Source organism: Phenylobacterium sp., from assembly GCF_035309685.1.
Lineage (GTDB): Bacteria > Pseudomonadota > Alphaproteobacteria > Caulobacterales > Caulobacteraceae > Phenylobacterium.
The window spans coordinates 66,207-90,260 of sequence record NZ_DATGEX010000019.1; the positions used below are offsets into that span (position 1 = coordinate 66,207).

Genomic DNA, 24,054 nt, shown 5'->3' on the forward strand with positions numbered 1-24,054 from the left:
TCAGGCGTCCGCTTTCGACGGCGGCTGCAGCACCTGCACGGGCGAGCCGAGCAGGGCCTTGCGGCGGTTCCAGGCCTCGGCCATGAACGGCTGCTCGCGGGCCAGGTAGGCGCCAGGCGTCGCGCCCATGTAGTAGTTGAACTCGTGGATGAAATGGGCCTGGTCGGCGAACTGGGCGTCGAGCATCTCGGTCCAGGTTCCGTCCGGCTTGTCGCGCATGGCGGCCAGCGTTCTGAGGATCCGCTGGCGGCGCAGCAGGCGCTTGGGCGAGAGCCCGAAGTACTTCAGCGAGAACCGTTCCAGCGTCCGCGCCGACAGCCCCACCCGGTCGGCCCAGTCGGCGACCATCTGCACCCCAGGGTCCTGCAGCGCCGCGTGCGCCGCCGCCACCGCCGCGGCCTCGGGCCGGTCGGCGATGACGCGCCCCAGGACCTCGTCCAGTACCGCATAGAGGGCCGCGTCGCCGCCGCCGGCGCGATGGGCGCTCTTCAACTTTGCGTAGAGATCGTCGGCCACCGGGCCCAGCACGTCGGAGAGCGGCAGCAGCAGGTTGGTCGTGGCGTCGGCCGGAAGGCTGGTGAACCTTGGCCACCCTTGCGGCATCAGCCCCACGCCGACCATCAGGCCCGCCGACCCGCCGGCCCACAGCGCCCGCTCCAGCGCCCCGCTCATGCCCAGCGTCGGCACCGGCTGGTCGGGCTCGCCGGGGAAGTGGGCGTTCCATTCGCCCTCCAGGATGATCCGGAAGTTCGGCCACTCCGGGAAGATCTGGTCCCAGACCACGCCCGGCCCGGTCACCTTGACCAGGTAGTAGGTGGTGATCGCGCCCCGCAGCGGCTCGGCCGGCAGGTGATAGGTCACCGACGCGGTGGTGGCGCCGCCAGAGGTCTGCCCACCTGAGGCCCGGCTCTCTGAGGTTTGGCCGGCGTCGTCCTGGTTGCGGTCAAGCTTGGTCGCCATGACCACATAATGCCCGCAAGCGCGGCCAGTTCGCTACCCTGGCGAGAAATTCGCTTAACGTGCGATGTTTTTTGCCTTCGCGGTCGGCACCTTCTGGGCGCTCCAGTCCGCGAACCCCAGGAAGTGGGCGACCCTCAGCGTCCGGACCCCGGCCGCCGCCTGCGCCTCGCGGGTCTCTTCGCGCAGCTGCGCCATCCGGCTCCAGTGGACCTTGGGCCGGTGGTGGTGCTCGGCGTGGTAGCCGTTGTTGAGGAAGGCCCAGTTGTAGAGGGGCTCATAGGTCGACACGCCCGTGGCGATCGGCTGGTCGGGGTCGGCGCCGGCGTGCTCGTACCAGGCGATCAGGAACGAGAGGCAGTGGCCCAGGTAGTAGAAGGGCGCCAGCAGCAGCACGAACTTCCAGTTGAGGACCAGGACGACCAGATAGACCCCGACGATCGCCCAGAACTCCTGCAGCGCCTGGGCCGCCTCCTTGGGCCGTTTGCTACGGATCTTGGCCGCCACCGTGAAGGGGCCGTCGTCGCGCCAGAACTGCTTGAAGACATAGGACCAGGTCGGCTCGACCTTGCCGTCGGCGCCATACTGATAGAGCGAGATCGGGTCGACCGTGGTCCCGTCCGCGCCGATCCGGTCGGAGTTGCCGGCGTGGTGACGCATGTGGACATAGCCGTACATGGTCTGCGGCGTGCCGAGCTCCAGCGTCAGGAGCAGGCTGGTCAGCCGGTTCAGCGGCTCCCAGGCGAAGAACGGGTTGTGGATGAAGTTGTGGGAAACCGAGTCCAGGCTCCAGCCGATGGCGATCCCATAGGCCGCCGCGCCGGCCATCCGCTCCGGCCAGGTCATCTGCGGCCAGAAGATCAGGAACGCGACGAGCAGGCCCAGGTGGACGAACACCAGCGCGGCCGGAACCGCGTCCCAGGCGGAGTAGCGGAACAGCAGCGCATGCGGCTTTGGGCGCCTCTGGGGCTTGGCCCGCCGGGCCGGAGCGACCGTCTCCGTCATGCCGCCACCTTACGCCGGCGCGCGGTCGGCACACGCCAGGTCTGAGGGTCCAGGAAGCCCAGGAAGTGGGCGCGGGCGATGACGGTGACGCCTTCGCGGGCCTGCTCCTCGGCGATCTGGCGGTGGAAGGCGACCATCTTCGTCCAGTGGATCTTGGGCCGGTAGTGATGCTCGGCGTGGTAGCCGTTGTAGAGGAACACCCAGTTGTAGATCCGCCCATAGGTCGAGACGCCCCAGGCGATCGGCTTGTCCGGATTGCCGCCCAGGTGCTCGTAGTAGCCGTTCAGGTTCGACACGCACTGGCCAAGGTAGCTGGCGACCACCATGGCCGGGACGAAGGCCCAGCGGTGGGTGAAGACGCCGATGGCCAACAGCGCGCCATAGAGCCCGATCACCGCCCAGAACTCGAAGCGCGCCTGGGCCGCTTCCTTCGGCCGCTTTTCGCCGATTCTGCGGGCGATCTCGAAGGGCGCGTCGCCGCGGAAGAACTCCAGGAAGACGTAGGTGAGCATCGGCTCGGCCTTCCCGTCCGCGCCATGCTGGTAGATCGACAGGGGGTCGATGGTGACGCCGGTCTCGTCGGGCCGGTCGCCGTTGCCGGCATGGTGCTTCAGGTGGACGTACCGGTACATGGTCTGGGGCGAGAGCAGCGCCAGGCTGATCACCAGGCTCATCAGCCGGTTCAGGGCGTCCGACTTGAAGAAGGGGTTGTGGATAAAGTTGTGGGCGATGGAATTGAGGTTCCAGCCGACGCTGAAGGCGTAGAGCGCTGTCCAGCCGATCCGCGCCGGCCAGCCGAGCGCCGGCCAGGCGGCGAACAGCGCCATGGCGAGCGCGAGCTGAACCACCGCCAGGATCGCCGGCACGGCGTCCCAGGCGCTGACCTTGAAAATCTGGCGGGTCGGTTGAGCGGTCATCGTGTCCTGAGACGTCATAGCGCCATCAACGCCGCACGTCAGTGCGGCGGGTTTTCCTTTGGATCGCCAAGCTTGTGGTCGCCCGCGCCGCTGTCCGAGGCCAACAGGGCCACGCCTAGAGCGATCACCACCACGCCCGCGATCCGGGTCGGGTTCAACCGCTCGTGGAACAGGAAGACAGCGGCCACCAGGGTGCTCACATAGATGATCGCGGTCATCGGGAACGCGCGGCCGAGGTCCACATCCTTCAGGATGGTCATCCAAACCAGGAAGCCGGCGAAATAGAGGCCAAAGCCCAGCAGGACGACGGGCGTCGACAGCGCCTGAGCGACCAGGTGCGCAAGCCCAGAGCGGTCGTCCAGCGTGGCGCCGGCGTATTTGAACGCCACCTGGGTCGCGGTCTCCACGACGATGAACAGGACCCAGCCGCCGATGGCGGCCCATAGTGCGCGAGCATTTGGTGCGCGGCTTTTCAGGATCTCAGCCAAGGCTCGCCCCCACCAGGCCGGCGCCCAGCGTCACCAGGCCGGCGCCCAGCCAACGCCGCGCCTTCGGCCGCTCGCCCAGGAACAGCCGGCCGGTCAGCACCGCGCCCACATAGGAGAGCGCCGCCATCGGCCCGACGATGGAGAGCGGCGCATGGCCCAGCACGTACATCCAGCTCACCGCCTCGACGCAGTAGCCGGCGAAGCCTGCCGCCACCCAGGGGCTGGTCGCCACCGCCCGCCAGAACGCCAGACCGGCGACGCCGTCCGGGGCGGCGTCCAGGCCCAGCTTGAACGCGGTCTGGCCGAAGACGTCGAGCACCACGGTGAGCGCGAACAGGAACCAGCTCAGCCCGCTCATCGACCGCCTTTCGCTTTGGGGCGCGCCGGGGCGCGGCGCGAACGTGAGCCCGACCATGGGCCGCCCGCGGCTGATTTGGCCAGACCTGCGCCCCAAAGCCGCGCCCCGCGTTACTCAGATAACGCGGTCTTTGGCAATTTCGCGCAAAGCGCTACCGTTGGCTGCATGGCGAATCAGGCGCAACGCGTTGCGAACGAGCCCGAGGCCCCGCCCTGGCGGTTGACGGACGGCTTGAACGCCAAGCTGGCTGAACTCACCGGCCGCGGTTTCGAGGTGCTGTGGATCGAGGCCTGCGTCGAAGACCTGACCCGCCTGGTCATGGAGGGCGGCGAGAGCGCCATCCGTCTCGACCCCGACCCCAGCCTCGACCGCGCCTGGTTCGGCGGGGTGGAAATCCGCCACACCTCGACCCGTGAGATGACCTGGGTGTTCATCAAGGGCGAAACAGCCGCCGGCGAGGTCAGCGCCCACATCGTCGGCCCTCCGGATTGAGCGCGGTCAGACCGGTCCGGTCCTATGCCGTTTTAACGGTCCTTTCGGGTTTGCATGGGATGCATGGGGCGGTCAGGGCCGCAGAAGCGGTTCGTCTAGTCCGGATGGTCGCACGTGGCGGGCTCCAACGAGCGCATCTACCGAAGCTTGCGCGGCCTCGAAAAGACGGCCTCGACCAGCCGCGTGCTGAACCTGGCCGCGCTCGCCGTGCGCAACGCCGGCAACCCCGAACACAGCGCCCAGCCCCTGTTCCGCAGCCCCGTGCTCAACGGCTCGGTGGTGCTGAAGCACCGCCTGCGGGTCGATGAGGCCGAGCTCTTCGAAGGTCTCACCCGCACCGCCACCAAGGTGATCGTGCCGTTCGACAAGTCGGACCTGTCGCTGGGCGGCCGCACCGTCTTCGTCGGCGAAAAGGGCTGGATGCCGGTCCTCGAGGAACTGCGCGGCGGCGCCGACGACATGATCCGCGACGTCGAGATCCTGGAGGCGATCGCCGAACTGCCCTCGCTCGACCCCTTTCTGCTGCGCGAGCACATGAAGCGCCGCGGCCACGAGATCAGCCCGAGCCACTTCGATATTTCGCCCGGCGACGCCGACAAGATGCAGCGCTTCGTGGGGGGCGAAATCGCCCGCCTGATCGAGCTGGCCTACGGCGGCGCGGGCTCGGGCGGCGCCACCGGGCGCCTGGTCGAGGCGCTCCTGTCCTCCAAGACCGACGAACGGCTGGAGCCGCTGCGGCTCACCCTGCAGCTGGAAGGCGAAAGCTACCGCGAGGGCATCTTCGCCTGGAAGGGCTTCCTCTACTACAAGTGGGTGCTGAACAGCCTCTGGCCGAAGCTCAAGGAAGTGCTGATCGAGGTCATGAAGCTGCGCGTCATCGGCCCGCGCGACCGCGACCTGATGGTGCTGATCGACGAGATGAAGCTGCGCCTGCGCGCCGCTATGGAGAGCCAGGTCAAGGCCGTCATGGGTTATCTGAAGACCTATGACGCGGTGTTCCTGCAACTCACCGAGGGCAATGCCGCGGCGTTCCGCGACTTCCTGCTGGCCTCGCCCGAGATGTTCATGTCGCTGGGCGAAGGCGCCGGCACGCTCAGCCACGTCGCCACCTTCTGGCGCTACCGCTTCCCGATGGGCAAGCCGCTGATGGCCTCGCAGGGCGAGATCCTCGAACTGCTGCAGGACTTCGAGTCCGGCCTGGGCGCCGAGCCGCACCCGCTGAGCTACGCCGCCTAGGCGGAACTTTCCGCGCACGGCCGGCTTCCGGAAGCATGGCCAAGCTCAAGCTTCCGACACCCGAAGAGCGCGCCGCGATCCTGCGCGACGCTCAGCGGACGAAGATGACCCGTTCGCCGCACGCCTATGTGCGCGGCTCGACGGCGAAGTTCTACGAATGGCTGCAGGCGAGCGCCGGCAAGGTCCCGCACGGCCCGTCGGTGTGGATCTGCGGCGACTGCCATTCCGGCAACCTCGGCCCCATCGCCAGCCCCCGCGGCCAGGTGGCGGTGCAGATCCGCGACCTCGACCAGACGGTGATCGGCAATCCGGCGCACGACCTGATCCGCCTTGGGCTCTCGCTGGCCACCGCCGCGCGCGGCTCCAACCTGCCCGGCGTCACCACCGCGCTGATGGTCGAGCACATGGTCGAGGGCTACGAGGCGGGCCTGGCCGGCGAGACCCTGGCCCCGGACGACGAGCACGCGCCGAAAGAGGTCCGCCGCGTGCTGAAGCAGGCGCTGCGGCGGCGCTGGAAGGACCTCGCCCGCGAGCGGATCGAAGACGCGCGGCCCACCATCCCGCTTGGCCGGCGGTTCTGGCCGCTCTCCGAGGCTGAACGGACCGCCATCCACGCGCTCGCCGACGACGAGGAGCTGCGTAAGCTGGTCACCGGCCTGCAGCACCGGCCCGACGACGCGGCCATCGAGGTGCTCGACGGGGCCTATTGGATGAAAGGCTGCAGTTCGCTCGGCCGTCTGCGCTACGCCGTGCTGATCGGGGTGGAGGGCGAGCACGGCCACACCGAGACCCTGCTGATCGATATCAAGGAGGCCACCGCCGCGGCCGCGCCGTCCGCGCCCGGCGCCAAGATGCCGGCCGACAACGCCAAACGCGTGGTCGCCGGCGCCCGCGCCCTCTCGCCGTTCCTGGGGCGGCGGATGATGGCCGGCAAGCTCATGCGCCGGTCGGTGGTGATCCGCGAACTGCTGCCGCAGGACCTCAAGCTCGACATCGAACGCCTGAGCCGTGAGGAGGCGGTGCGCGCGGCGCACTACCTCGCGCTGGTGGTCGGCCGCGCCCACGCCCGCCAGATGGACAGCGCCACCAAGACCGCCTGGCGGACGGAGCTCGCCCGCAACCGCTCGGCGACGCTGGATGCGCCCTCCTGGCTGTGGTCGGCGATCGTCGAGCTGATCCAGACCCATGAGGCGGCCTACCTTGACTACTGCCGCCGCTACGCCCTGCAGGCCGCGGCTTAGCCTTTAAGAAGATGTGACAAACCGGGCTCTAGCCGCGCGGCGCGCTCAGGCGTAACTTGACCGCGAGGGACGGCTCTATCGGAGCTGTCAAATGCGTCGGGTTGGGGTTCTTTTCTTAGGCGTGGCGGCGGCGGTTGCGGGACCGCTGGCGGCTGGCCGAGCGACCGCTGCGGGTCTTGAGGCCTCGGCCTGGGCGATCACGCCCGAGGACGCCGCCTGTCACACCGACATCGAGCTGGTCTCGCGCTCCGGCGCGATCGCGCCCATCGCGCTGATCTCCGATGGCGACCACGTGGCCCTGCGCTTCGCCAAGGAGGGCGTGCCGAGCCAGGCCTTCCTTCCGATCCGCGTCGACGGCAGACCCTTCTCCAACCTCGTCCAGCGCACCGGCGAAGAGGGGCTGGCGGTGATGAACCTCTCCGACGAGACGCTGGGGGCGCTGCGCCACGGCAAGACCCTGCAGGTGGCCTGGCTGTCGGACGAGGCGGTGAGCGCCTCGCTGGCCGGCGCCGGCCAGGGGATCGCCGACCTGAAGACCTGCGGCGCCCAGGTGGCCGGCCAGCACCGCGCCCGCGAGGCCGAGCTCGACGCCCAGCGCGCGCGCCAGCTCGCCGACGCCCGCGCCAAGGCCGTGGCCGACGAACAGCTGGCCACCGCCCGGGCCCAGACCGCGGCCGCCGAGGCCGAGCGCCAGCGGCTCGCCGCCGAGGCCCAGCGGGCCAACGCCCAGGCCGAGGAACTGGCCGCCAAGGCGGTGCAGGAGCGCGCCTACGCCGAGCAGGCGCAGGAGCGGGCCTATGCCGACCAGGCCCGCCAGCAGCGCGCCGCCCAGCAGTACTACTATTACAACGGCCAGCAGATCCCGCCGCCGCCGTCGGAGCCCCCGGCCTGGGCCTACCAGCAGCGGCCCTACTACCCGCGCTAGCCTGGGGGACGCACCCGGTCGGAGTGCAGGAATTCCACGCGCCAGCGGCCGCCTTCATAGCGGAGCACCATGGATTCCAGCCAGGTCACCGGCTGCAGGGCCCCGGCCTTGCCGCTGGCGCCGGTGTTGACCCAGGCCGCCCAGGCCTGGTCGCAGGCCACGTGCACGTCGATGTCGTGCAGATTCCACTCGACGCGGATCCCCGACGCCTTGGCGCCGCGCAGCAGTTCGCCCAGCGCCGCGCCGTCATACCGCTTGCCGCCGTCATAGGCGTAGAAGCCCGGCGCCTGCAGGGCATAGCCCGCCGCATAGTCCTCCCGCGCGAAGGCCCCGAACCAGCCGCGCACGGCGGCCTCGACGTCCTTGGCCGCGCCGGGCGGCGCGCATTTCGGGGCCGCTTCCACACCGCCGGCTGTGGAAACAACCGCAAGGATCAGGGACAGGAGTACGCACCGCATGGCCCTCTAGCCCTCCGGATAGTGGTCGGTGAAACGGCCGAGCTGGCAGGCGTAACCCTCCGGCGGCGGCGTCAGCGCGAAGCGCTTCGGGTCGCTGCCCTTGGGGTGCGAGGCCAAGGTCTTGAGCGCCCAGGCGTTGAAGGCCTGGGTGTTCACCTGCGGCCACATGTGGCCGTGGGTCGCCGTGCAGGCCACATGCACCACCGCCGGCTGGGCGCTGAAATAGTTGCTCGCCGCCTGCGTCGTGGGCCGGTAGTCGGAGCACAGCCCCAGCGGCGGTCCGCAGTCCCAGAGGTCCTTCTGGCCGCCCCAGACGCTGATCACGATCATCGGACCCAGACGTTTGGGCAACGGATAGGGCCCGACCCGGCCCTGGAAGATCTTGTGCGGATCGCTCGCCACGAAGGCCCGGGCGTCGTTGAAGCTGAGCGCGCCGCCGTCGTCCTTGCTCACGTACCACTCGCCGGAAATCGGCAGGCCGCCGGCCCAGAAGTCGGAGCGGAAGGTCAGCGCCCGGTTGGTCATCGTCCCGCCCGACGAGATGCCGCCCAGGTAGACCCGCTTGGCGTCGACCGGGAACGACTTTGCCGCGCACTTCACCGCCGCGATCAGGAAGGTGGAGTCCGGCCCCTCGTCGGTCTTGAACTTCTCGCCGGCGACGCCCGCCGCCCGGCCCTCCCGCCAGGGGTTCCAGTTCCAGCCGTCGTGCCCCGGGCCGTTGCAGACGCCGGCCTTGAGGTTCGGGTCCTGGTTGGCGCAGGCGCGCACCGGCCCGATCACCAGGAAGCCCTGCTTGGCCATCAGCGATGTCGCCCCGCTGCGGGCCACGGTGAGGTTGTCCATGGTCGACTCGACCGACCCGGTCAGAGGCACGAACACCGGCGCGGGGATAGGAACGTTCCCGACGTCGCCCTCTGGCGGATAGACCAGGAACGCGCGCTTCTCGCCGGCGTGCGGGAAATCGGTGTTGAGGCCGGCGTGCACGACGTAGTTGTCCGGGCAGTCGCCCTTGAGGGCGGCGGCGGAGGCCTGACTGCCCGCGAACAGCGCTACCGCCGCGGTGATCACCCCGAACCATCGGCGCATTTCGCTCTCCCCAGGTCGCCCGTCGGGCCGGCATTCTTCAGAATGCAGCGAGCCTTAAGGCCCATGGTCAGATTGGGGCTCCGGGGATCGGCCGCGTCAAGGACGAGCGCGTCGCGCTCGCCGCGGAGCGGCGGCCCGAAGGGCCGTCCTTGACCCGGTCGAACCCCGGAGCATTCTCGCCACCATGAACTTAAGCACGGGTCCCCTTGCGTAAGCCTGGTCGGACGGCGAAGGTCGCGCGCCTCAAGTCTGGAGCCCGCCCTTGCGTCCCTTGTTCCTCGCCGCCGCCGTCCTTGCAGCGGCCCTCACCGCCACCGCCGCCTCCGCCCAGCCCAGCCCCACCGAACACGCCCTGCTCCACGAGCTCGCCGCCCAGGTCTCGCCCGAGCAGGAGCATGCGACCATCGCCAAGCTGGTCTCTTTCGGCACCCGCCACACGCTCAGCGACACCAAGTCCGACACCCGCGGCATCGGCGCCGCGCGGCGCTGGGTGGCCTCCGAATTCCGGGCCATGTCCAAGGATTGCGGCGGCTGCCTGACCGTCGAGACACCGTCGGAGATGTTCACCGGCCGCCGCGTGCCCAACCCGACCGAGGTGATGGACGTGCTCGCGATCCAGAAGGGGACCACCGATCCGAACCGGGTGATCGTCATCTCCGGCCACATCGACAGCCGGGTCACCGACGTCCAGAACTTCACCTCCGACGCCCCCGGGGCCAACGACGACGCCTCCGGGACCGCCGCGGTGATCGAGGCCGCCCGGGTGATGTCGAAGCGCAGGTTCCCGGCGACCCTGGTCTTCGCGGTGCTGTCCGGCGAGGAGCAGGGGCTCTACGGCGGCCACGTGCTCGCCGACTACGCGAGCAAGCAGGGCTGGCGTGTGGAGGCCGACCTCAACAACGACATCGTCGGCAATTCGGAAGGCATCAACGGCGTGCGCGAGACCACCCGCGTGCGGGTCTTCTCCGAGGGCACCAAGAGCGTCGAGACCCCCGCCGAGGCCGACAAGCGCCGCTACAACGGCGGCGAGGTCGATTCGCCGTCGCGGCAGATCGCACGGTACATGGAGGGCCTGGCGGGGACCTATCTCGGCAACTTCAAGGTCACCATGGTCTACCGCACCGACCGTTTCGGCCGCGGCGGCGACCAGACGGAGATGATCAAGGCGGGCTTTCCGGCCGTGCGGGTGACCGAGGCCAACGAGAACTACAACCGCCAGCATCAGGACCTGCGGACCGAAAACGGCATCCGCTACGGCGACGTGATCGAAGGCGTCGACTTCGCCTACCTGGCCAATGTCACCCGGGTGAACGTGATCACCATGGCCTCGATGGCCATGGCGCCGGCCCCGCCGACCCACGTGGACATCTCCGGCGCCGTCTCGGCCGACACGACGGTGAAATGGCAGCCGGCGGCCGACGCCGCGCACTATCGCCTCTGGTGGCGCTCCACCACCGACCCGCAGTGGCGTTACGCCCGCGACGCGGCGCCCAGCGGCAAGGCGGTGCTGAAGGACGTCAATATCGACGACTGGTACTTCGGGGTCAGCGCGCTCAGCCCGGACGGCTGGGAAAGTCCGGTGGTCTTCCCGGGCGCGCCGGGCAGCTGGACCCACGAGGAGGCTCCGCCGGCGCCCGCCGCGCCAGGCACGCCCGGCTCGAAACCCTAGTTCGGCAGGCCCTGGCGCAGTCTTACGCCAGGGCCGCCGGCTCTAGCCCTCAGGGCTGATGGTGATGGTGGTGATGCATCACGGCGTGGTGGTGGTGCATCGCGCGATGGTGCATTCGGTGATGCCTGGGGTGCGCCGAGGCCGCGCTGGCGCAGACCGCCAGGAGCAGGGTGGCCGCGAGCGCCGTTGTGATGATTTTCAAGGTTTCTCTCCCACGTTCGGGCAGCCCCCGAATCACTGCGGGAGCGGGATATAGCGTAGGCGCACCGCCAAATGCCGCAACGTAAGGCTGTTCCTGGCTCCAAAGCGCGCGGGGAGCCGCGCCTGTGAAGCTGACGATCCTCGCCATCGGCCGGCTGCCGCGATCACCGGAGACGGAGCTTACGAAGACCTATGTGGCGCGGGCGACCAACGCCGGCCGCGCCCTGGGTCTTGGCCCCGTCGAGGTGATCGAAGTCGAGGCGAAGAAACCTGGCAAGGCCGCTGAGGCCGACGTCCTGCGCCCGCATCTGACCGACGCGCATGTCATCGCCTGCGACGAGCACGGCCAGGCGCGGCCGTCCCGCGTCTTCGCCGAAGAGATCGCGGCGCTGCGCGACCGGGGCGTGCGCCGCCTGGCCTTCGTGATCGGCGGCGCTGATGGGCTGGATCCGGCGCTGCTGGCCAAGGCCAACGGCAAGCTCGCCTTCGGCCCCCAGACCTGGCCGCATGCGATGGCGCGCGCCATGCTGGCCGAACAGGTCTATCGAGCGGTGACCATCCTGGCCGGCTCGCCCTATCATCGGGACTGATGAAGACCCCTGTGAAGACATCAGCCTACGTCCTGCCCGTCTCGCTCGCCGCCCTCGCGCTCGGCGCCGCGGCCATCGCCGCCACCGGCGAGCGCCTGGCGCGGCTGAACAGCCAGGAGACCGAGCTCTCCGTCGAGCAGTCGCACAACATGGGCCAGCTCGCCCGGCTGCTCACCGTGCTGGAGGAGCTGAAGCGCCACCCGCCGCCGGCCCTGCTGGTCAGCCCGCGCGACGCCAAGGACGCGGTGCGCGCCGCGATCCTGGTCAAGGCCATGACCCCGGAGCTGCAGGCCCGCGCGCTGGGCTACGCCCACGAGGCCGGCGAGATGATGCGCCAGCGCAGGCTGGCCGCCGTCGAGAGCGAGGCGCTGTTCACCAACGACAGCGAACGCGCCGAGGCGGCCCCGCCGCCGGAAGCGGCGCCTCTGTTGCGCGGCCCATTGTCGCCCCCATCGGCAAGTGGGGCCGCGCCCGGTCAAGAAGCAGCCATCACCCCGCCGCAAACCCTGTCTATCCCGACGCCCGGCCCCATCGTGCGGCGGTTCGGTCAGGCGCTGGCGAGCGGCGGCCGCTCCAACGGCGTCACCTTCGCCGCCGCCGGCGGGGCCCGCGTGGCCAGCCCCGGCCCTGGCTATGTGCAATATGTGGGCCCCGTGAAGGGATGGGGCGTCATCTTGATATTAAGGCTGGCGGGTGGATACCATCTGGTGCTTGCTGGTCTCGACCGGACCAGCGTGTCGGTTGGGCAATCTGTCGCGGCCGGTGAGGCTGTAGGTTTCATGCCCGATGGCCGCCAGACTGCTAAAGAGGCGGCTCCGGCCAGGGATACTAAGGCCCCCCAGGAACTCTACCTGGAGGTCCGGGAACAAGGCGCCCCAGTCGACCCGGGGCGTTGGCTGAACAAAGCGGGCTGAGCGGACTTATTCAAAAAGGACGCTCGGGAGGGGCCGCGCATCATTGAGGCGGTCGGCCGTCCAGCAGGGCGGCGCCGCAAGGGAGCCTACGGCTGCGATGAAAAAGTACCTCCTGATCGGCGTTTCGGCCTTCGTGCTGGGCGCAGGCTCCATGGCCTATGTGAGCCAGCACGCGATCGCCGCGGCGACGCCGCCGAAGGCCAACACCTACCGGATGCTGGGCCTGTTCGGCGACGTGCTCGATATCGTCGAGCGCCAGTACGTGACCCCGGTGGACGACACCAAGCTGATCCACGCAGCGCTGGATGGCATGCTGACCTCGCTCGACCCGCACTCGAACTACCTCGACCCCGAGGGCTTCGACGACATGCGCGACCAGACCCGCGGCGAATATGGCGGCCTGGGCCTGGAGGTCACCACCGAGGACGGCGTGGTGAAGATCATCTCGCCGATCGACGACACGCCCGCCGCCAAGGCGGGCCTCAAGCCCGGCGACTACATCACCGCCGTCAACGGCGACAGCGTGCTGGGCCTCTCGGTCACCGACGCGGTCAAGCAGATGCGCGGCAAGCCCGGCGAGACGGTGACGCTCACCATCGCGCGCGAAAAGTCGGACCCCTTCGACGTCAAGCTGCAGCGCGAGATCATCAAGCAGAAGTCGGCCACGGCGAAGCTGGACGGCGACTACGGCATCCTGCGGGTCTCCGGCTTCAACGAGAAGACCACCGATGAGGCCAAGGCCGCCTTCGAGGAGATCAAGGCCAAGAACCCCCACATGAAGGGGCTGATCCTCGACCTGCGGCGCAATCCCGGCGGCCTGCTCGACCAGGCGGTCGGCATCTCCGACCTGTTCCTGGAAGGCGGCGAGATCGTCAGCCAGCGCGGCCGCGATCCGCGCGATGTCGAGCGCTACAACGCCCGGCCCGGCGACATCACCAATGGCCTGCCCATGGTGGTGCTGATCGATAGCGGCACGGCGTCGGCCGCCGAAATCGTCGCCGGCGCCCTGCAGGACCGCAAGCGCGCGTCCATCGTCGGTCTGACCAGCTTCGGCAAGGGCTCGGTGCAGACGGTGATCCCGCTGCGCGGCGGCATGGACGGGGCGCTGAAGCTGACCACGGCGCGCTACTACACGCCGTCCGGCCGCTCGATCCAGAAGACCGGCATCGAACCCGACCTTGAGGTCGCGGCCAGCAAGGACGAGGCGCAGGAGATCGCCAACCGCGCCTTCGGCTTCTCCGAGGCCTCCTTCAAGAACGCGCTCAACGCCGACGAGGGCAAGGTCCGCAAGGGCGCCCACACCCCGGCCGAGGCGCCGCCCGAGGGCTTCGACGTGAAGAAGGACTTCCAGATGTCCCGCGCCGAGGACGTGCTGCGCTACGGCTCAGTCGCCGCGACGCCTAAGCTGTCGGCCCCCACCGCCCGCCTGGCCAGCATCCTGTCGAAGTCGAAGGTGGCCGAGGTCAAGGCGCCCACGCCGAAGCAGCCTTAGCGCGCCCACCCCTGCCTCGGCGGGGCGTTAACCTTTCGTAGCTCCGCGGCGACACCTGGGCGGCAAATTCGCGCACCAGGTGAAGGTTTTGGCGCGCGGCTTGCATCCAATGCTATGGCTGCTTCGTATCTTGGCCATATGGCCGGGGGGTTAAGGTTACTATGCCTAGGCATTTTTCGATCGGCGTGTTTTCCGCACTGGCCGCGGCGCTGTGCGTGGCGCAAAGCGCGCGCGCCGGCATCGTCGGCTTCGACGACATCGACTTCTCGCCGAACGCCTATGGCTACTTCCAGAACAACCTCTACGACGGCGGCCTGCACTTTCAGCAAGACGCCTTCACCATCATGCCCGTTGGGCTGGACCCGCAGATCACGGGCCAAGCCAGCCAGTTCATGGAAACTGGCAACATGTTTCAGGTGGAGCCGCTGACCTTCACCCACTACACCGGCACGGCTCCACCGGACGGTGCGGACCTGAGCGGCGTCACGGCCGACAACGTCGCCTTCAATCTCTGGTATCTCAAGATCGGCCTTGGCTTCGGCAACACGCTCGGCCCGGACATGGTGACGATCAGCGGCATCAGCGGTGCTGACTGCGTGACCGCCTGCAACCCGACCATCTCTATCGCGGTCACCTCGCACTTCCAGTTGATCGCCCTGGACGGTTTTACCGACCTGACCCAGGTCACCATCAACCAACAGACCATCGGCCAGACCGGCGTCACCGATCGCGGCTGGCTGGGGTTGGACGATTTCAGCTACACCGCCTTCGATCCCAACGGCGACAACCCGCCGGGCGACCGGCCCTCGCCCGTTCCGGCCGGCAACGTCCCCGAGCCCAGCGCCTGGGCGCTGATGATCGTCGGCTTCGGCGGGGTCGGTGCGATCCTTCGCCGCAGTCGCCGCCACGGCCTGGCCGCCGCCTGAGCGTTCGTCGCGATTTGGCTTGGGTCCGGCCAATTCCTTAAGTTTTGAGAAGCGATCGTTAACCCTGTTTTGGGAGTCTCCTTAGCTGAGGAGCATCCGCAACGTGGCCAGCATCGCCCTTCCCCGCCTTTCCGCGCCGACGCTGAACCTCGCGCCGCTGCGCGCGCTGGCGTCCAACCGCTATGTCGGCCTCTTCGCCGCCGCCGCCCTGCTGGCCGCCGCGGCCTTCGGCCTGGTCAAGACGCTCGGACCCGCCAACCACGACCCCAACACCGTTCGCCTGTCGCTCAGCCAGGCCTTCCGCCGCGCGCCGCAAGGCTGGCGCGAGACCCTGAACCCCCTGCGCGGCCCGGCGCGGGTGAGCCAGGACGTGATCCGGCTCTCCGACCGCCCGCTGGCGCCCCTGACCGGCGGCGCCAGCTGGAACAGGCCCGGGACCTTCACCGCCCCGCCGCCGCCCGGCGCGCCCTTGGCCGTGGCCCCGATCGCCGGCTTCTTCGCGCCGGGCCCCGCCGGGCCGCTGCCGATCATCGCGCCGGACGGCCGCACCCCCTTCGAGGCCTACCGCCGGCCCTTCGCGCCCAATGGCCGCCCGAAGGTCGCCCTGGTGATCGGCGGGCTAGGTCTCAACGCCCGGACCACCCAGGCGGCCATCGAGACCCTGCCGGCCGAGATCACGCTCTCCTTCAGCCCCTACGCCGAAGGCCTGCAGGGCTGGATCGACATGGCCCGCGCCCACGGCCACGAGGTGCTGCTGGAGACGCCCATGGAGCCGGTGGACTATCCGGACAACGACCCTGGCCCGCTGACCCTGATGGCCGGCGGACAGGGCCCGGAGACGGTCAAGAAGCTGGAGTGGATTCTGTCGCGGGCCACCGGCTATTTCGGCCTGACCAACTATCTGGGCTCCAAGTTCCTGGCCTCGGACGGGGCCTATCAGACCTTTTCCTCAGCCGTGCGCGGGCGGGGCCTGGCCTTCGTCGACGACGGCTCGGCCCGCAGCCGCGCCGGCAAGGGCGTCATCCGCGGCTCCGCCGAGCGGGTGATCGATGACCAGCTCAACCAGACCGCCATCGACCAGCAGCTGCTGGCCCTGCAAGCCTCGGCCCTGCAGCGCGGCCAGGCGCTTGGCTCAGGCTTCGCCTATCCGGTGACGCTGGAGAAGGTCGCCCAATGGTCGCGGTCCTTAAGCGACCGCGGCTTCCAGCTCGCGCCGGCCTCGGCCCTGGCCCATTGAGGGATGGGCGCATTGATGCGTTGGAAAGCGTCCTAGGCTAAGAGACCTCTGCGCGAACAGCAGGGGCGCATGACCCAGGATCTGGACCTTTACCGCCCGAACGTCGGCGTCGTGCTCTTCGACGCGGACGGCCGCGTCTGGCTGGGCCGGCGCGCCAACACGCCCGGGCCGCACAACTGGCAGTTCCCGCAAGGCGGCGTCGATCCGGGCGAAGACCTGGAAGCCGCCGCGCGCCGCGAGCTGGCCGAGGAGACCGGCGCGACGAAGGCCGCCTTCCTCGACTGCACCAAGGAGTGGGTGCCCTACGACTTCCCGCCTGGCCACGGCGGCTCCAAGGCGCTGCGCGGCTGGAAAGGCCAGAAGCAGGTGTGGTTCGCCTTCCGCTTCCAGGGCGACGACACGGACTTCGACCTGACCGCCCACGGCCCGCCGGAGTTCGACGCCTGGCGCTGGGCCTATCTGGAGGACGCGGCGGACCTGATCGTGCCCTTCAAGAAGGCGGCCTATCGTCGGGTGGTCGAGGCCTTTGGCGCATTTGCGGCCGCCCGCGTGAAAGAGAACTAGATGACCGCCATTGTGATGGTGCACGGCGCCTTTTGCGGCGGCTGGTGCTTCGAGGCCTTTCGCGCGCCCTTTGAGGCCGCTGGCTTCGAGGTCATCGCGCCTGACCTGCGCGGCCACGCCGCGGACGCGCCGACCGGCGCGGTGATCGGCGTCTCGATGAGCGACTACGCCGCCGACATCGCCAAGCTCTGCGACAGCCTGGCCGAGCCGCCGGTGCTGCTGGGCCACTCCATGGGCGGCCTGGTGGCGCAGCTGGCCGCGCGGCGGGCGAAGATCCGCGCGCTGGTGCTGCTTGCCCCTTCGCCGCCCTGGGGCGTGGTGGGGTCCAGCCTGGAGGAGGCGGCGACCGCCTTCGGCGTGCAGATCGCCGGGCTGTTTTCCTCGGGCGCCCTGGAGCCCGATCGTGGCCTGATGCGCGCCTACAGCCTCGACAGGATGCCCAAGGCCGAGCGGGAGGCGGCGGTCGCCAGGCTACGGCCGGAAAGCGCCATGGCCGTGCGCGAGACCCTGAACTGGTGGCTCGACCCCTTCATGACGACCAGCGTCGGCCCGGGGGCCATCGCAGCGCCCTCCCTGGTGATCTCCGGCCAGGGCGACGTCGTCCACTCCAGCACGACCGCCAAGGCGATCGCCGAGCGCATCGGCGCGACGTTCGAGATCATGCCGGGGATGAGCCACTGGCTGGTCGGCGAGCCCGGCTGGGAGACGGTGGCGCAGAGCGCGCTCGCTTGGCTGGCCGAGACGGTCAGCCTCGCCGCTTGATCACGGCCAGCCGGATCAGGCCCGCCAGTGCGACCAGCGCCCAGGAGCCTTCCATCACGGTCGATGACAGGTTGAAGTTGGCGATCAGCAGCGAAACCAGAATCCCGCAGGCGCCGATCAGATTCGCCAGGAGCGACCAGACGCCCTTGGGATCGAGCCGGCCCAGCGCCGCGCCGGCGTAGGCTGCCAGGATCATCAGGACGCCGGCAAGTCCCGCGGCGTCCGTCCAGCTCATCCGAGCTTGCGTTCCTGGTAGAAGATCTCGCCGGTCGAATATTTCGGGTTCAGCGAGCTGTCGTCCGGCTTGGTCCAGGTGGAGAAATTCACCGCCGTGGACGAGGTCGCGTTCAAGGCTTCCCAGGACTTCCGCACCCGCTTGATGCCGTCCGGATCCACCGCCACATAGTTGGCCTGCAGGATCAGCTCGGGCTGATGCAGGAAGGACCAGACCAGCAGCGCCTGGACGATGGGCTGGTCCTGGCCCACCGCATAGTGGACCTCGCCGCGGCAGACGTCCTTGTTCACGCCGGGCGGCGAGAAGGTGATGTTGTAGTCCTTGTTGGTCGTGCCGAGCTGGATCGACCAGGTGCCGTCGCGGCGGTTGTTCTTCATGCCGTTGGCCTTGGCCAGCTGGTCGAAGTTGCCGCCGCGCACCAACGGCACGCAGAACTTTTCGACGATCTGCAGGACCTGCGCGCCGTCTCCGGTGAGCGCCGCGAGCTTCGCCCGGGCCTCGTCGGTCGGGGATTGGGCCGGCGCGGCGTTCGCGTCCGGCGTGGCGGGCGGTGTCGGCGTCGCGGGCGGCGCGGCGGCGGTCGCATCGGGAGGAGTCTGCGCCGCGGGCGCCGCGGGCGCGGAAGGCGTCTGGGCCTGAGCCACGGACGCGAGGGCCGCGGTGGCGAGCAGGCTGGCGAGGACGATGCGCATCTAAGACTTTCCCTGACTTTTCAGCGGGCCATAAAACGGGACCGCGAGGGCGGAAGCAAGACCTTACGGCGGCGAATTTACAACTATAATTTAGACTGCTTCAATAGCGTGCTCAGCGAGCACGGTGAAGCCATCCGGCGTGACATCCGCAAAACCGCCCCGCACCTGATAGACGGTGATCTGGCCGTCGTTGTGCACGGTGACCGGACCTTCCTTCAGCGCGGTCATGAACGGCGCATGGCCGGCCAGCACCCCGAAGTCGCCTTCGGAGCCCGGCGCGTCGACCTGGTCCACGAGGCCCGAGAACAGCTCGCGCTCCGGTGAGACCAGGGAGAAGTGAAGCTTGTCGGCCATGTCCGTTCTTTACGCTTCCGCCGCCAGCTGCTCGGCCTTCTTCACCGCGTCCTCGATGGCGCCGACGTTGTAGAAGGCGGCTTCCGGCAGGTGGTCGTATTCGCCGTCCACCACCGCCTTGAACGAGCGGATGGTGTCTTCCAGGCTGACCAGCACGCCGGGCGTGTTGGTGAACTGCTCGGCCACGTGGAACGGCTGCGACAGGAACTTGGAGATCTTGCGGGCGCGGGCCACCGTCAGCTTGTCCTCTTCCGACAGCTCGTCCATGCCCAGGATCGCGATGATGTCCTTCAGCGCCTTGTAGGCCTGCAGGGTCTCCTGCACGCGGCGGGCGACGTTGTAGTGCTCTTCGCCGATCACCAGCGGGTCCATGATCCGGCTGGTGGAGTCCAGCGGGTCCACGGCCGGGAAGATCGCCTGGGCGGCGATGTCGCGGCTCAGCACCGTCGTCGCGTCCAGGTGGGCGAAGGAGGTGGCCGGCGCCGGGTCGGTCATGTCGTCGGCGGGCACGTAGATCGCCTGCACCGAGGTGATCGAGCCCTTGTTGGTCGAGGTGATCCGCTCCTGCAGGTTGCCCATCTCGGTGGCCAGCGTCGGCTGATAGCCCACGGCGGACGGGATGCGGCCCAGCAGCGCCGACACTTCCGCGCCGGCCTGGGTGAAGCGGAAGATGTTGTCGACGAACAGCAGCACGTCCTTGCCTTCCTGGTCGCGGAAGTACTCGGCTTGCGCCAGACCGGTGAGCGCCACGCGGGCGCGGGCGCCGGGAGGCTCGTTCATCTGGCCGTAGACCAGCGCGCACTTGGAGCCCTCGGTGGAGCCGCCGTGCTCCTTCGGGTCCATGTTCACCTTGGACTCGATCATTTCGTAATAGAGGTCGTTGCCCTCGCGGGTGCGCTCGCCGACGCCGGCCAGCACGGAGTAGCCGCCGTAGGCCTTGGCGATATTGTTGATCAGCTCCTGCATGGTCACGGTCTTGCCGACGCCGGCGCCGCCGAACAGGCCGATCTTGCCGCCCTTGGTATAGGGGCAGAGCAGGTCGATCACCTTGATGCCGGTGACCAGCACTTCGGCCGAGGTCGACTGCTCGGCGAAGGACGGGGCCTCGCGGTGGATCGGCGATTCAAAAGGCGAGTTGATCGGGCCGGCTTCGTCGATCGGATCGCCGATGACGTTCATGATGCGGCCCAGGCACGCCGGGCCCACCGGCACGGTGATCGGGCGGCCGGTGTCGGTGACCGGCTGGCCGCGGGTCAGGCCCTCGGTGGTGTCCATGGCGATGGCGCGCACGGTGTTCTCGCCCAGGTGCTGGGCGACCTCGAGCACCAGGCGGAACGGCGCGCCGGTCCGCTGGTCGGTGTTGGTGGTTTCCAGAGCGCTCTGGATCGCCGGCAGGTGGCCTTCGAACTCCACGTCGACGACCGCGCCGATGATCTGCACCAGCTTGCCGGTGGCGACGCCCTTGATGGCGACGGCCGGGGTCTTGGCGGCCGACTTGGTCGGGGCCTTCGGGGCGGCCGGCTTCTTGGCGGCGGGTTTCTTGGCGGTGGTGGTGGCCATGACTGTCTCTTTCGGTATTCGGCTAGAGCGCTTCGGCGCCGGAGATGATCTCGATCAGCTCCTTGGTGATCTGCGCCTGGCGTGAGCGGTTGTACTTCAGGGTGAGGGCCGAGATCATGTCGCCGGCGTTGCGGGTGGCGTTGTCCATCGCGGTCATCTGGGACGCGTAGAACCCGGCCTGGTTTTCCAGCATGGCGGAAAAGATCTGGGTGGTGATGTTCCGGGGCAGCAGCTCTTCGAGGATGGTCTCCTCGTCAGGCTCGTATTCGTAGACGGCGCCCTTCAGATCGATGGCCGGAGCGGAGGCCTCGACCTGCGCCGGGATCAGCTGGACGGCGGTCGGGGTCTGCGAGATCACCGACTTGAACTTCGAGAAATAGAGGGTGACGACATCGACATCGCCCGCCTCGAACAGCTCGCGGATCTTCGCCGAGACCTCTTCGGCGACGGCGAGCGAGGGGTTGCCGCCGGCCTCGAAGGCGCCGGCCGAGCGGTCGAGCCGCTTCAGCTGGTCGCGGGCCTTGCGGCCCAGCGTGAGCACGCGGACGTCCTTGCCCTCGTTCAGCAGGCGCGAAATCTTCTCGCGCGCGGCGCGGACGATGGAGGAGTTGAAACCCCCGGCCAGGCCGCGGTCCGAGGTCGCCACCACGATCAGGTGACGCTGGTCCGAGCCAGTGCCGACCAGCAGGCGCGGCGCGCCTTCGCCCGAGACCCCGGCCGCCAGGTTGGCGATCACCGCGGCCATGCGCTCGGCGTAGGGCCGCGCGTTCTGGGCGGCGTCCTGGCTGCGGCGCAGCTTCGCCGCCGCCACCATCTGCAGCGCCTTCGTGATCTTCTGCGTGGCTTTCACGCTTCCGATCCGATTGCGCATCTCCTTGAGGCTGGCCATCCCCTAGATCCTGATCCTCTGCCCGCGCGCGTCTAAGCGAACGACTGGGCGAAGGCGGCCAGCGTGGACTTCAGATCGTCTTCGACGTTCTTGATGTCCTTTTCGGTGCGGATCTTGTCGAGCATGCCCTGATGCTTGGCGTGCAGGTGGGCGAGCAGTTCGCTCTCGAAACGGCGCACCTGGTTGGTGGCGATGCCGTCCAGATAGCCGCGGGTGCCGGCGTAGATCACCGCCACCTGCTCCTCGACCGACAGCGGCGAGTACTGGGGCTGCTTCAGAAGCTCGGTCAGGCGCTCGCCGCGCGCCAGCTGGCGCTGGGTCGTGGCGTCCAGGTCGGAGCCGAACTTGGCGAAGGCGGCCATTTCCCGGTACTGGGCGAGCTCGCCCTTGATGGGGCCGGCGGCGGTCTTCATCGCCTTGATCTGGGCGGACGAGCCCACGCGGCTCACCGAGATGCCGACGTTCACCGCCGGGCGGATGCCCTGGAAGAACAGGTCGGTTTCCAGGAAGATCTGGCCGTCGGTGATCGAGATCACGTTGGTCGGGATATAGGCCGAGACGTCGTTGGCCTGGGTCTCGATCAGCGGCAGCGCGGTCAGCGAGCCCGAGCCGTTGGCTTCGTTGAGCTTCGCGGCGCGTTCCAGCAGACGGCTGTGCAGATAGAAGACGTCGCCCGGATAGGCTTCGCGGCCCGGCGGGCGGCGCAGCAGCAGCGACATCTGGCGGTAGGCGACGGCCTGCTTGGACAGGTCGTCGTAGATGATGACCGCGTGCATGCCGTTGTCGCGGAACCACTCACCCATGGCGCAGCCGGCGAAAGGCGCCAGGAACTGCAGCGGAGCCGGCTCCGACGCCGTCGCGGAAACGACGATCGTGTAGTCGAGCGCGCCGCGCTCCTCGAGCGTCTTGACGATCTGGGCGACGGTCGAGCGCTTCTGGCCGATGGCGACGTAGATGCAATAGAGCTTGGCGCTCTCATCGGTCCCGGCGTTGATCGACTTCTGGTTCAGGATGGTGTCGATGGCGACGGCGGTCTTGCCGGTCTGGCGGTCGCCGATGATCAGCTCGCGCTGGCCGCGGCCGACCGGGATCAGGGTGTCGATGGCCTTGAGGCCCGTCTGCACCGGCTCGTGCACCGACTTGCGCGGAATGATGCCCGGCGCCTTCACGTCCACCCGGCGGCGCTCGGCCACGTTGGTGATCGGGCCCTTGCCGTCGATCGGCTCGCCCAGCGGATTGACGACGCGGCCCAAGAGGCCCTTGCCCACCGGCACGTCGACGATTTCGCCCAGACGGCGGACTTCGTCGCCTTCCGAGATGGCGCGGTCTTCGCCGAAGATCACGACGCCGACGTTGTCGCGCTCGAGGTTCAGCGCCATGCCCTTAACGCCGGCCTTGGTGAACTCGACCATCTCGCCGGCCTGGACGTTGTCGAGGCCGAAGACGCGGGCGATGCCGTCGCCGACGGACAGGACCTGACCGACGTCGGAGACGTCAGCTTCCTGGCCGAAGTTCGCGATCTGCGACTTGAGGATGGCCGAGATTTCGGCGGCGCGGATATCCATGGATCTTACGCTCTCTTGAGGGCGAATTTGAGGGAGTCGAGCTTCGACTTGAGCGAAGCGTCGAACAGACGGGAACCGACCTGCACCTTGATGCCGCCCAGAATGGCGGGGTCGATGCGGGTCTCGATTTCAGGGTCCTTGCCCAACGCCTGGCGCAGCGCGGCGGCGACGCCCTTCGACTGGGCGGGGCTGAGCGCGATGGCGGTGGTCACCTGGGCGGAGACGGCGCCGCGGGCCTTGGCCGAGAGCGCCTCATAGCTGGTGATGATCGAGGCGAGCAGTCCGGCGCGGCCGTTGGTGGCCAGCAACCCAAGAAATTTGATGGTGGTCATGGAGAACTTCGCCTTCACGGCGATGGCCACCAGGGCTTTGCCCTTGTCTTCGGCGCTGAACGCGGGCGAGGCCACCAGCGTCCGCAGGTCCCGGCTTTCGGCCAGCGCCTTCTTCAGGGATTTCAGGTCCGCCTCGACGGCCGCAACCTGCTTCTCATCGCTCGCCAGGTCGAACAGGGCCTGAGCGTACCGGCCGCCCACATTCGATACCTTTGAATCGTCCGCCACTTAAGTGTCCGCCCGGTGCGTCTAGGGAGCCGCCGCGACGAATGCCGCTGCAGCCTTAAAGGCTTGAAAGCGCTTGGAAAAAGCACAGCGAGCGCAAAGGTCTCAAGGACCCCTTGCCCGAAGCCGCGCGCCTGATAGCACGCGACCTCCCGCGCCGCAACACAAGGGGGACGCGACGCGGCCCGCCGGACCCGACCTATAGTCACGGGCTTCGCGACCTCAGGGCAGGATTGCGCAAAAAGAAAAGGGCGCCGACCCGAAGGCCGGCGCCCAAGTTCAGAAGCTCGACAACAGAGCCGCTGGGAGACTGAAAAAGTCTGGAGTTACTGCTTGGCCATCTGCGCGCCGCCGGCGGCGCGGGCCACCACGACGGCGTTGCAGGCCGACAGACGCGAGTCGTCCATGGCCTTCTCGCCGGTGAAGGCGACGACCGCGCCGACCTTGGCGGCGAGGGCCTTGCAGGCCGCGGTCGAGAAGGTTTGCGACTGCGGCGCGGCGGCGACGCAGGTGTCGCCCTCGCACTTGAACACCGCTTCACCGGCGATGAACTTGGTGGCTTGAGGAACGGGCTGCGCCAGCTTGGCGACCACCGGATCGGCGGCGAAAGCGGGAGCGGCGGCGAGGGTGGCGACGGCCGCGCAGGCAGCCGCAAGGGTCAGGAGCTTCATGATGAGCCCTCCG

The 24,054-nt window shown here is 68.7% G+C and carries 28 protein-coding genes; 12 read left to right on the forward strand and 16 right to left on the reverse strand.

The window, feature by feature from the left end; all coding sequences use genetic code 11:
• Genes VKQ35_RS05915 through VKQ35_RS05935 form a run of 5 tightly spaced genes read right to left on the reverse strand, consistent with a single transcriptional unit; the run spans position 1 to position 3,725 of the window.
• Positions 1-960, reverse strand: a complete 960-nt coding sequence (locus tag VKQ35_RS05915; protein WP_324359511.1) for a helix-turn-helix domain-containing protein — start codon at positions 958-960, stop codon at positions 1-3.
• Positions 961-1,014: 54 nt separating this feature from the next.
• The gene (locus VKQ35_RS05920) at positions 1,015-1,962 is read right to left on the reverse strand and encodes a fatty acid desaturase (protein ID WP_324359513.1); all 948 of its coding nucleotides are present in this window, start codon (positions 1,960-1,962) and stop codon (positions 1,015-1,017) included.
• Positions 1,959-2,879 (reverse strand): fatty acid desaturase, encoded by a 921-nt coding sequence (locus VKQ35_RS05925; protein WP_324359515.1) that lies wholly within the window; start codon positions 2,877-2,879, stop codon positions 1,959-1,961. Before VKQ35_RS05925 ends, VKQ35_RS05920 begins: the two co-directional genes overlap by 4 nt.
• A 38-nt stretch (positions 2,880-2,917) precedes the next feature.
• Positions 2,918-3,367, reverse strand: coding sequence for an EamA family transporter (locus tag VKQ35_RS05930; protein WP_324359517.1), 450 nt, complete (start codon positions 3,365-3,367; stop codon positions 2,918-2,920).
• The gene (locus tag VKQ35_RS05935; protein ID WP_324359519.1) at positions 3,360-3,725 is read right to left on the reverse strand and encodes an EamA family transporter; all 366 of its coding nucleotides are present in this window, start codon (positions 3,723-3,725) and stop codon (positions 3,360-3,362) included. The genes VKQ35_RS05930 and VKQ35_RS05935 overlap by 8 nt, the downstream gene beginning before the upstream one ends.
• Positions 3,726-3,956: 231 nt before the next feature.
• Here VKQ35_RS05935 and VKQ35_RS05940 point away from each other — a divergent pair, with 231 nt between their 5' ends.
• The 4 genes from VKQ35_RS05940 (at position 3,957) to VKQ35_RS05955 (ending at position 7,619) form a co-directional block, all read left to right on the forward strand.
• Positions 3,957-4,217: a hypothetical protein gene (locus VKQ35_RS05940; RefSeq protein ID WP_324359521.1), complete on the forward strand. Its 261-nt coding sequence runs from the start codon at positions 3,957-3,959 to the stop codon at positions 4,215-4,217.
• 114 nt (positions 4,218-4,331) lie between these two features.
• Complete coding sequence (locus VKQ35_RS05945; protein ID WP_324359523.1) at positions 4,332-5,453, forward strand: hypothetical protein; 1,122 nt, start codon at positions 4,332-4,334, stop codon at positions 5,451-5,453.
• A gap of 35 nt (positions 5,454-5,488) precedes the next feature.
• Positions 5,489-6,694 carry a DUF2252 family protein gene (locus VKQ35_RS05950; RefSeq protein ID WP_324359525.1) on the forward strand — a complete coding sequence of 402 codons (1,206 nt, stop codon included), beginning with the start codon at positions 5,489-5,491 and terminating at the stop codon, positions 6,692-6,694.
• A gap of 91 nt (positions 6,695-6,785) precedes the next feature.
• The gene (locus tag VKQ35_RS05955) at positions 6,786-7,619 is read left to right on the forward strand and encodes a hypothetical protein (RefSeq protein WP_324359527.1); all 834 of its coding nucleotides are present in this window, start codon (positions 6,786-6,788) and stop codon (positions 7,617-7,619) included.
• Here the strand turns inward: VKQ35_RS05955 and VKQ35_RS05960 are convergent.
• A complete protein-coding gene (locus VKQ35_RS05960) occupies positions 7,616-8,077 on the reverse strand; it encodes a nuclear transport factor 2 family protein (protein WP_324359529.1) in 462 nt (153 codons plus the stop codon). The two genes, VKQ35_RS05955 and VKQ35_RS05960, sit on opposite strands and share 4 nt — an antisense overlap.
• A 6-nt stretch (positions 8,078-8,083) precedes the next feature.
• The gene (locus VKQ35_RS05965; protein ID WP_324359531.1) at positions 8,084-9,163 is read right to left on the reverse strand and encodes a prolyl oligopeptidase family serine peptidase; all 1,080 of its coding nucleotides are present in this window, start codon (positions 9,161-9,163) and stop codon (positions 8,084-8,086) included.
• 262 nt (positions 9,164-9,425) lie between these two features.
• On the opposite strand from VKQ35_RS05965, the gene VKQ35_RS05970 reads away from it, so the two are divergent.
• On the forward strand, positions 9,426-10,832 hold the full coding sequence (locus VKQ35_RS05970) for a M28 family peptidase (protein WP_324359533.1): 1,407 nt from the start codon (positions 9,426-9,428) through the stop codon (positions 10,830-10,832).
• 49 nt (positions 10,833-10,881) lie between these two features.
• Here VKQ35_RS05970 and VKQ35_RS05975 read toward each other — a convergent pair whose 3' ends face one another.
• Entirely contained in the window at positions 10,882-11,034 is a 153-nt protein-coding gene (locus VKQ35_RS05975; RefSeq protein ID WP_324359535.1) for a hypothetical protein, read from the reverse strand.
• A gap of 124 nt (positions 11,035-11,158) precedes the next feature.
• Here VKQ35_RS05975 and rlmH point away from each other — a divergent pair, with 124 nt between their 5' ends.
• The 7 genes from rlmH (at position 11,159) to VKQ35_RS06010 (ending at position 17,518) form a co-directional block, all read left to right on the forward strand.
• Entirely contained in the window at positions 11,159-11,623 is a 465-nt protein-coding gene (gene rlmH, locus VKQ35_RS05980) for a 23S rRNA (pseudouridine(1915)-N(3))-methyltransferase RlmH (protein WP_324359537.1), read from the forward strand.
• 11 nt (positions 11,624-11,634) lie between these two features.
• A complete protein-coding gene (locus tag VKQ35_RS05985) occupies positions 11,635-12,537 on the forward strand; it encodes a murein hydrolase activator EnvC family protein (RefSeq protein ID WP_324359540.1) in 903 nt (300 codons plus the stop codon).
• 97 nt (positions 12,538-12,634) lie between these two features.
• A complete protein-coding gene (locus VKQ35_RS05990; protein ID WP_324359541.1) occupies positions 12,635-14,029 on the forward strand; it encodes a S41 family peptidase in 1,395 nt (464 codons plus the stop codon).
• Between the two features lie 161 nt (positions 14,030-14,190).
• Positions 14,191-14,955 (forward strand): PEPxxWA-CTERM sorting domain-containing protein, encoded by a 765-nt coding sequence (locus tag VKQ35_RS05995; protein ID WP_324359544.1) that lies wholly within the window; start codon positions 14,191-14,193, stop codon positions 14,953-14,955.
• A gap of 103 nt (positions 14,956-15,058) precedes the next feature.
• The gene (locus VKQ35_RS06000) at positions 15,059-16,192 is read left to right on the forward strand and encodes a divergent polysaccharide deacetylase family protein (protein ID WP_324359546.1); all 1,134 of its coding nucleotides are present in this window, start codon (positions 15,059-15,061) and stop codon (positions 16,190-16,192) included.
• Between the two features lie 69 nt (positions 16,193-16,261).
• Positions 16,262-16,756, forward strand: a complete 495-nt coding sequence (locus tag VKQ35_RS06005) for an RNA pyrophosphohydrolase (protein ID WP_324359548.1) — start codon at positions 16,262-16,264, stop codon at positions 16,754-16,756.
• Positions 16,757-17,518, forward strand: a complete 762-nt coding sequence (locus tag VKQ35_RS06010) for an alpha/beta hydrolase (RefSeq protein WP_324359550.1) — start codon at positions 16,757-16,759, stop codon at positions 17,516-17,518.
• Here the strand turns inward: VKQ35_RS06010 and VKQ35_RS06015 are convergent.
• The 8 genes from VKQ35_RS06015 to VKQ35_RS06050 form a co-directional block, all read right to left on the reverse strand.
• Positions 17,502-17,753: a CBU_0592 family membrane protein gene (locus VKQ35_RS06015; RefSeq protein ID WP_324359552.1), complete on the reverse strand. Its 252-nt coding sequence runs from the start codon at positions 17,751-17,753 to the stop codon at positions 17,502-17,504. The genes VKQ35_RS06010 and VKQ35_RS06015 overlap by 17 nt on opposite strands.
• Positions 17,750-18,445, reverse strand: coding sequence for a hypothetical protein (locus VKQ35_RS06020; protein WP_324359554.1), 696 nt, complete (start codon positions 18,443-18,445; stop codon positions 17,750-17,752). The genes VKQ35_RS06015 and VKQ35_RS06020 overlap by 4 nt, the downstream gene beginning before the upstream one ends.
• 90 nt (positions 18,446-18,535) lie before the next feature.
• The gene (locus VKQ35_RS06025; protein ID WP_324359556.1) at positions 18,536-18,799 is read right to left on the reverse strand and encodes an ATP synthase F1 subunit epsilon; all 264 of its coding nucleotides are present in this window, start codon (positions 18,797-18,799) and stop codon (positions 18,536-18,538) included.
• Positions 18,800-18,808: 9 nt separating this feature from the next.
• Complete coding sequence (gene atpD / locus VKQ35_RS06030) at positions 18,809-20,359, reverse strand: F0F1 ATP synthase subunit beta (protein WP_324359558.1); 1,551 nt, start codon at positions 20,357-20,359, stop codon at positions 18,809-18,811.
• Between the two features lie 22 nt (positions 20,360-20,381).
• Entirely contained in the window at positions 20,382-21,248 is an 867-nt protein-coding gene (locus VKQ35_RS06035; RefSeq protein WP_324359559.1) for a F0F1 ATP synthase subunit gamma, read from the reverse strand.
• Positions 21,249-21,280: 32 nt separating this feature from the next.
• Positions 21,281-22,813: a F0F1 ATP synthase subunit alpha gene (atpA, locus tag VKQ35_RS06040; protein WP_324359562.1), complete on the reverse strand. Its 1,533-nt coding sequence runs from the start codon at positions 22,811-22,813 to the stop codon at positions 21,281-21,283.
• A 5-nt stretch (positions 22,814-22,818) separates the two neighbouring features.
• Positions 22,819-23,373, reverse strand: a complete 555-nt coding sequence (locus VKQ35_RS06045; RefSeq protein ID WP_324359564.1) for a F0F1 ATP synthase subunit delta — start codon at positions 23,371-23,373, stop codon at positions 22,819-22,821.
• A gap of 323 nt (positions 23,374-23,696) precedes the next feature.
• Positions 23,697-24,041 carry a CC_3452 family protein gene (locus VKQ35_RS06050; protein ID WP_324359566.1) on the reverse strand — a complete coding sequence of 115 codons (345 nt, stop codon included), beginning with the start codon at positions 24,039-24,041 and terminating at the stop codon, positions 23,697-23,699.
• Positions 24,042-24,054: the final 13 nt, after the last annotated feature.

What these genes read in the sequence shown, in the direction of transcription:
- VKQ35_RS05960 (WP_324359529.1), bottom strand. Translation starts at nt 8,077, where the DNA reads ATGCGGTGCGTACTCCTGTCCCTGATCCTTGCGGTTGTTTCCACAGCC.
- VKQ35_RS06035 (WP_324359559.1), bottom strand. Translation starts at nt 21,248, where the DNA reads ATGGCCAGCCTCAAGGAGATGCGCAATCGGATCGGAAGCGTGAAAGCC.
- VKQ35_RS05965 (WP_324359531.1), bottom strand. Translation starts at nt 9,163, where the DNA reads ATGCGCCGATGGTTCGGGGTGATCACCGCGGCGGTAGCGCTGTTCGCG.
- VKQ35_RS05990 (WP_324359541.1), top strand. Translation starts at nt 12,635, where the DNA reads ATGAAAAAGTACCTCCTGATCGGCGTTTCGGCCTTCGTGCTGGGCGCA.
- VKQ35_RS05955 (WP_324359527.1), top strand. Translation starts at nt 6,786, where the DNA reads ATGCGTCGGGTTGGGGTTCTTTTCTTAGGCGTGGCGGCGGCGGTTGCG.
- VKQ35_RS06020 (WP_324359554.1), bottom strand. Translation starts at nt 18,445, where the DNA reads ATGCGCATCGTCCTCGCCAGCCTGCTCGCCACCGCGGCCCTCGCGTCC.
- VKQ35_RS05920 (WP_324359513.1), bottom strand. Translation starts at nt 1,962, where the DNA reads ATGACGGAGACGGTCGCTCCGGCCCGGCGGGCCAAGCCCCAGAGGCGC.
- VKQ35_RS06025 (WP_324359556.1), bottom strand. Translation starts at nt 18,799, where the DNA reads ATGGCCGACAAGCTTCACTTCTCCCTGGTCTCACCGGAGCGCGAGCTG.
- VKQ35_RS05935 (WP_324359519.1), bottom strand. Translation starts at nt 3,725, where the DNA reads ATGAGCGGGCTGAGCTGGTTCCTGTTCGCGCTCACCGTGGTGCTCGAC.
- atpA (WP_324359562.1), bottom strand. Translation starts at nt 22,813, where the DNA reads ATGGATATCCGCGCCGCCGAAATCTCGGCCATCCTCAAGTCGCAGATC.
- VKQ35_RS05995 (WP_324359544.1), top strand. Translation starts at nt 14,191, where the DNA reads ATGCCTAGGCATTTTTCGATCGGCGTGTTTTCCGCACTGGCCGCGGCG.
- VKQ35_RS06015 (WP_324359552.1), bottom strand. Translation starts at nt 17,753, where the DNA reads ATGAGCTGGACGGACGCCGCGGGACTTGCCGGCGTCCTGATGATCCTG.
- VKQ35_RS06010 (WP_324359550.1), top strand. Translation starts at nt 16,757, where the DNA reads ATGACCGCCATTGTGATGGTGCACGGCGCCTTTTGCGGCGGCTGGTGC.
- VKQ35_RS05915 (WP_324359511.1), bottom strand. Translation starts at nt 960, where the DNA reads ATGGCGACCAAGCTTGACCGCAACCAGGACGACGCCGGCCAAACCTCA.
- VKQ35_RS05925 (WP_324359515.1), bottom strand. Translation starts at nt 2,879, where the DNA reads ATGACCGCTCAACCGACCCGCCAGATTTTCAAGGTCAGCGCCTGGGAC.
- VKQ35_RS06050 (WP_324359566.1), bottom strand. Translation starts at nt 24,041, where the DNA reads ATGAAGCTCCTGACCCTTGCGGCTGCCTGCGCGGCCGTCGCCACCCTC.
- atpD (WP_324359558.1), bottom strand. Translation starts at nt 20,359, where the DNA reads ATGGCCACCACCACCGCCAAGAAACCCGCCGCCAAGAAGCCGGCCGCC.
- VKQ35_RS05950 (WP_324359525.1), top strand. Translation starts at nt 5,489, where the DNA reads ATGGCCAAGCTCAAGCTTCCGACACCCGAAGAGCGCGCCGCGATCCTG.
- VKQ35_RS06005 (WP_324359548.1), top strand. Translation starts at nt 16,262, where the DNA reads ATGACCCAGGATCTGGACCTTTACCGCCCGAACGTCGGCGTCGTGCTC.